We start from the raw sequence: 5,011 nt of genomic DNA on the forward strand, positions 1-5,011 counted from the left end.
CTTTGCTCTAAGGAGGTTAACAAGAGCTTTCAGGGCTTATCAGAACTATAGTGGCCAACACTGTAGGCAAAACTCTAAGCAACTTGGAATCCTTTATCTAGAGCGTAAAATAATGTTTAGTAAGAGAGTTTAGACAATTGATGAAACAGTCCCGGTTTTTTGTGTTTTGCTTGAAAAATTATAAAAATATTGATACACTATTGGTATGAAGGTAGGTTTTATAGGCTTTGGAAATCTCGGTTCAGCGATTGTAAGAAGGATGGCTTCTTTGGGTGTGGAGGTGATAGTTTACAACAGAACAAAATCAAAGGTAAAAGATTTTAAAGCGGTAGATTATCCTTACGAGCTTTTAGAAGCGGTAGATATTATTTTTATAAACGTTTTTGATTCTTTTGCCTCAAGAGAGGTTGTTTTTGGGGAAAACGGTCTTGTAAAAGGAAATTTAAAAGACAAGACTATTATAGATACCACCACAAACCACTACGCTTATGTAAAGGAAGCTTACGAGACCTTAAAGGGTTTTGGCGCTAAGTATCTTGATGCTCCCGTGCTTGGTTCTGTGATACCTGCTACGAAGGGTGAGCTTGTCATGCTTGTGGGCGGTGATGAAGATGTGTTTAAAAGCGTTGAAGATGTTTTAAAGCTTTTTACAAAAGAAAGAATTTACCTTGGACCGGTACCAAACGGCACCTATGGAAAACTAATAAACAACATAGTGCTTGGAGCTTTTATGGACGCTATAGCCCAAGCCGTTGGTATTGGAGAGAGCGTCGGCCTTCCCAAAGAGATGATTTTGAAGTTTTTGGAGCTTGGGGCTGGAAACTCCTACATATTAAACGTTAAGAAACAAAAGCTTCTACAAGAGGATTTTTCTCCTCAATTTTCTGTAAAAGCTATATACAAGGACCTTCACTATGTGCAAGACCTTCTTAAAGATTTTGGGCTTTTCTCTTTTAGCTTATCCTCCGTTAAAGAGACCTATGGCCTTGCTATAAAATCAAACATGGAAGATCTTGATTTCTCCTCTGTGTATAACCTCTACAAGAAGGCTTGATGATAAGCGCGTTAGGTAGAAAGGTTAGTATTAAAAGCCAGATACAAGTTTTAGACGGTGCAGGAGATTTATACAGAGTAGTTTTTAACACACTACTTAGCCTCAGGAATATAAATCTTGAAGATTTGGATGTAAAGTTAAAAAATATACCAAGTTTTGAGCTTTTACCAAACATAGACCAAGCAATTGATAGACTTGTAAAAGCCGTAAAATCTAAAGAGAGGATACTCCTTTACGGTGATTACGATGTAGACGGGGTTACTTCTACCACTATCATGTACGATTTTTTAAAGCAAATGGGTGCTAACGTAATACCTGTGCTCCCAAACAGAAACTCCGGCTACGGGCTTTCAAAAGAGCTTATAGATTTATTCTCAAAGTATTCCAACCTAGTGCTTACACTGGACAACGGTACTACAGCCATTGAAGAGACAAGGTATGCAAAAGAAAAATACAATATGGACTTTATTATCTTAGACCATCACAGGATAAATCACGACGAAGGCTTGCCTAAGGCTATAGTGGTAAACCCAAACTTAGAGGAAGGCAACAAGCTTAAAGGCATATGCACGGCTGGGCTTTCCTTTTATATGGTAGGGGCTTTAAGAAGAGCTTTGGGTGTAGATTTTGATATAAGGAAATACCTTGATTTGGTGGCAGTGGGTACTGTGGCAGACGTTATGCCAATAAATTCGTTAAACAGAGTGCTTATATCCAAAGGTCTTGAGCTTATAAACAAAATAAAAGATATGCCTTGGGACATGGCTACGGATATTGGAAAAGCTGGTATGAAAGCCCTTATAAACTACATATCAAAAACTCAAAACGGAAATCAAAAGCTAATAACTGCCAAAGACATAGGGTTTTCCATAGCTCCAAGAATCAACGCCGCAGGTCGTATAAAAAAACCCGAATTGGCTATGAGGCTTTTGGCAGAAAAAAACTATGAAAAAGCTAGGATTTTGGCGGAGGATTTAAACAAAATAAACCAAGACCGCCGAAGAATATCAAACGAGATGTTTAAAGAGGCTTACAGCCTTGCTTCTCAATCTAGCGATGATTTTGTAATACTTGGAAAACAAACTTGGCATCATGGGGTTCTTGGAATTGTGGCCGGAAGGCTTTCAAACAAGCTTAAAAAACCAACAGGTATATTCTACATAAACAACACCCATGCGGTGGGCTCTATAAGGTCTGTAGAGGGGCTTGATGTTCATAAGCTTCTTTCAAATTTAAGTTATATGTTTGATAAATGGGGTGGTCATGCTGGGGCTGCCGGTGTTACTATAAAAAGAGAATATTTTGATGCTTTTAAACAAAAGATAAACGATTTGTTAAAGAAAGAGTCCTTTGAGGTGGATAGAGTTTTAGAAGTAGATATGGAACTTCCCCTAAGAAGCGTTGATAAGCGTATTGAAGAAATAATAGAGAGGCTATCTCCTTACGGTGAGCTAAACCCAGAGCCGATTTTTATATCTCAGGATATCACTATTTCTTCTATATCAAGCAAAGGCGTAGGCGTAAGAGTGAAAACCTTGGACAAAGATAAAGAGATAGAACTAAGCTGTTTTGAAGAGGAACTTTTTCTAAAGCTAAAACCCGGTCAGCGCTTAAAAGCCATATACAACATAGATTCTTACGGAATAAACATGATAGATGCAGTATTTTGTTGATGTCTGATGGCTTCTGGTAATACGCACGATTTTTTAAATTTGGCAACGCTTCCGGTTTTCCTTTACGGTGTGCCTCATGAGTATTTTTTATATTTTGGAAGCGCATACGTTATATCTACCGTTTTGCTATCTCCAGACATAGACTTACCCCATTCAAAACCATCAAAAAGATGGAAAATGTTGAAGTGGCTGTGGCACCCTTATCGTGCTGTTTTTAAACATAGGGGTTTGTCGCACTTTCCCATAGTAGGTACTTTGTCTAGGTTTTTATACGTTTTTATTTTGGTGGTATTTTTATACTTTGTTATAGTGGGTGTCATGAGTTTTTCAAATTATTCTCACACTTTTATTAAAAGCTCGGACACTTTTTTACAACATATAAGATACAGGATAACCGAAGAAGATATATTTTGGTTTGTAATGGGTGCTGTAGTATCTGATATAGTGCATATATTTTGGGATTTTGTGCTTTCTTTCCTAAAGAAGCTAAAAAAGTTTGTAAGATAGTTTAAAGGCTTTTAACTTTAAAAAATTTTGATTTCAAAAGATTCTCAGCGTATTCTTTTTCTTCGTTTGAATCGTATGTAATACCGGAACCAGCGTAGTAGCAAAAATGTTTTGCACTTCCTATTATAGTTCTTATCAAAACGCTTGAAACCATATTTTTACCTTTTAAAAGCAGAGCTACACCGCAGTAGTAACTTCTATCAAAAGGTTCTATTGTCTTTATAAGATGTGTAGCCATTTTCTTTGGAGCACCGCTTACAGAGGCTACTGGTAAGCATTGTTTTATTATGTTTATAGGTTTTTCTTTGGTTTTACCTAATATTTCAGAATACATGTGAAAAAGGGTTTTGTGTTTTGATACGGCAAAAAGTTTTTTACAGCTTACCTCTTTCGATATTTTGTTGAAGTCGTTTCTCATAACGTCCGTTATCATTAGGTTTTCTGATATGTCTTTTTGGCTTTTAATGAGTTCAAGTTTTCGTTTTGAAGTGCCTTTTATAGGTTTTGAAATTATTTTGTCGTTTTCTTTTCCTACAAAAAGCTCCATAGACCCACTTATTATATAAAAGTCCTTATTCTTAAAGAAAAATCCAAAATCCACCGGCTGGTATCTAACAAAATGCCAAAACAAGGCTTCTTCTTTGGATAAAAGCTCAAAATCAAACTTCATAGCTAAGTTTATTTGGTATATGTCTCCGTTTTCTATGTGTCTTTTGGCTTTTAGTACCATATTTATGTAGTCTTGTTTAGGTGTCATGTTAAGAAGTTTAAAGCGAGATTTTTTGTAAAAAGGTTTTAGCCTTGTAAAAGAAGATATCTTTATGTCTATTGTTTTACCTTCCGAAAAAGGTATTATCAAAAAATGAATATATTTGTCGTCTTGAAAGTCGTCTAAGTTTTCCAAATACCTTATATCTTTTATATTTGCTTTGTATAAGAATTTGTTTTTCTTATTGAAAAAGCCTGAAGCTATTATAAGTTTTCTTTTTGAATGCATATATTTAAATAATTTTCCAAATCCTTATCCACTTTGAAATTTATATCTTCTACAGCGTTTATGGACTTTGCACCTATTACAGAGTTTAGTATAAAAGCTTTCTCAAAATCTTTTAAATCTTTGGCTTTTATCGGCAGAAAGCTTATATTTATTTGTTCTTTCAGCGTTTGCAGTGTTATACCAAATAGCATACCGCTTTCAACGGAAGGGCTGTAGTATTTGTTATCTTTGACAAGCAATAGGTTGGAAGTGGTGCACTCTTGTATATGCTCTTTTTCATTTAGAAATATTGCATCAAAAAAGCCGGTTTCTTGGGCTTGCCTTTTTGCCAGCGTGTTTAAAAGATAGTTTGTGGTTTTGTGGTATATGGTAATATCTTTACTGTGTCTTTTATAAGGCGATATTCTTAGATTTACTTTCTCTGGTGATGGTCCTTTTTCACGCTTTATGACATATATTTTATAAGTTTTTGGCTTTTCATAGAAAATCTTAGTTTCATCGTATGCTATTAAAAGCTTTAAAACGGTGTTTTTGGGATATTGGTTTAATGTAGTTTTTATATTGTCTATATCAAGTTCTATGTTAAAAAGCTCTTTTGATGAGTTGTTTAATCGTTTTAGGTGTCTTTCTAAGGACGGGGTATCGCCGTTGTATATAAAAGTTTCAAAAAGCCCCTGTGAATATTGGATGTTGTTATCCATACAATTTAAACCCCCGAGGGCGACCTACTTTCCCGTGCCGTTTGCCCAGCACAGTATCATCGGCGCAGAAGGGCTTAAC

Annotated in this window: 5 protein-coding genes; 3 read left to right on the top strand and 2 right to left on the bottom strand. The window is 35.7% G+C overall.

The annotated features are described in order from the left end of the window. Positions 1 to 205: 205 nt before the first annotated feature. Genes ACP5S8_RS07655 through ACP5S8_RS07665 form a run of 3 tightly spaced genes read left to right on the top strand, consistent with a single transcriptional unit; the run spans position 206 to position 3,234 of the window. Positions 206 to 1,054 carry an NAD(P)-dependent oxidoreductase gene (locus ACP5S8_RS07655; protein ID WP_461876364.1) on the top strand — a complete coding sequence of 283 codons (849 nt, stop codon included), beginning with the start codon at positions 206 to 208 and terminating at the stop codon, positions 1,052 to 1,054. Further along, a complete protein-coding gene (gene recJ / locus ACP5S8_RS07660; RefSeq protein WP_461876365.1) occupies positions 1,054 to 2,727 on the top strand; it encodes a single-stranded-DNA-specific exonuclease RecJ in 1,674 nt (557 codons plus the stop codon). Before ACP5S8_RS07655 ends, recJ begins: the two co-directional genes overlap by 1 nt. A 6-nt stretch (positions 2,728 to 2,733) precedes the next feature. Then, on the top strand, positions 2,734 to 3,234 hold the full coding sequence (locus ACP5S8_RS07665) for a metal-binding protein (protein ID WP_461871081.1): 501 nt from the start codon (positions 2,734 to 2,736) through the stop codon (positions 3,232 to 3,234). A 1-nt stretch (position 3,235) separates the two neighbouring features. Here ACP5S8_RS07665 and ACP5S8_RS07670 read toward each other — a convergent pair whose 3' ends face one another. Together ACP5S8_RS07670 and ACP5S8_RS07675 are read right to left on the bottom strand one after the other, a co-directional pair. Continuing rightward, on the bottom strand, positions 3,236 to 4,231 hold the full coding sequence (locus ACP5S8_RS07670) for a chorismate-binding protein (RefSeq protein ID WP_461876366.1): 996 nt from the start codon (positions 4,229 to 4,231) through the stop codon (positions 3,236 to 3,238). Beyond that, on the bottom strand, positions 4,207 to 4,932 hold the full coding sequence (locus tag ACP5S8_RS07675) for an aminotransferase class IV (protein ID WP_461876367.1): 726 nt from the start codon (positions 4,930 to 4,932) through the stop codon (positions 4,207 to 4,209). The genes ACP5S8_RS07670 and ACP5S8_RS07675 overlap by 25 nt, the downstream gene beginning before the upstream one ends. Positions 4,933 to 5,011: the final 79 nt, after the last annotated feature.

Source organism: Hydrogenobaculum sp. (genome assembly GCF_049967395.1).
GTDB lineage: Bacteria > Aquificota > Aquificia > Aquificales > Aquificaceae > Hydrogenobaculum.

Coding starts and splice junctions, on each gene's coding strand:
- ACP5S8_RS07655 (WP_461876364.1), top strand. CDS start 206: ATGAAGGTAGGTTTTATAGGCTTTGGAAATCTCGGTTCAGCGATTGTA.
- recJ (WP_461876365.1), top strand. CDS start 1,054: ATGATAAGCGCGTTAGGTAGAAAGGTTAGTATTAAAAGCCAGATACAA.
- ACP5S8_RS07665 (WP_461871081.1), top strand. CDS start 2,734: ATGGCTTCTGGTAATACGCACGATTTTTTAAATTTGGCAACGCTTCCG.
- ACP5S8_RS07670 (WP_461876366.1), bottom strand. CDS start 4,231: ATGCATTCAAAAAGAAAACTTATAATAGCTTCAGGCTTTTTCAATAAG.
- ACP5S8_RS07675 (WP_461876367.1), bottom strand. CDS start 4,932: ATGGATAACAACATCCAATATTCACAGGGGCTTTTTGAAACTTTTATA.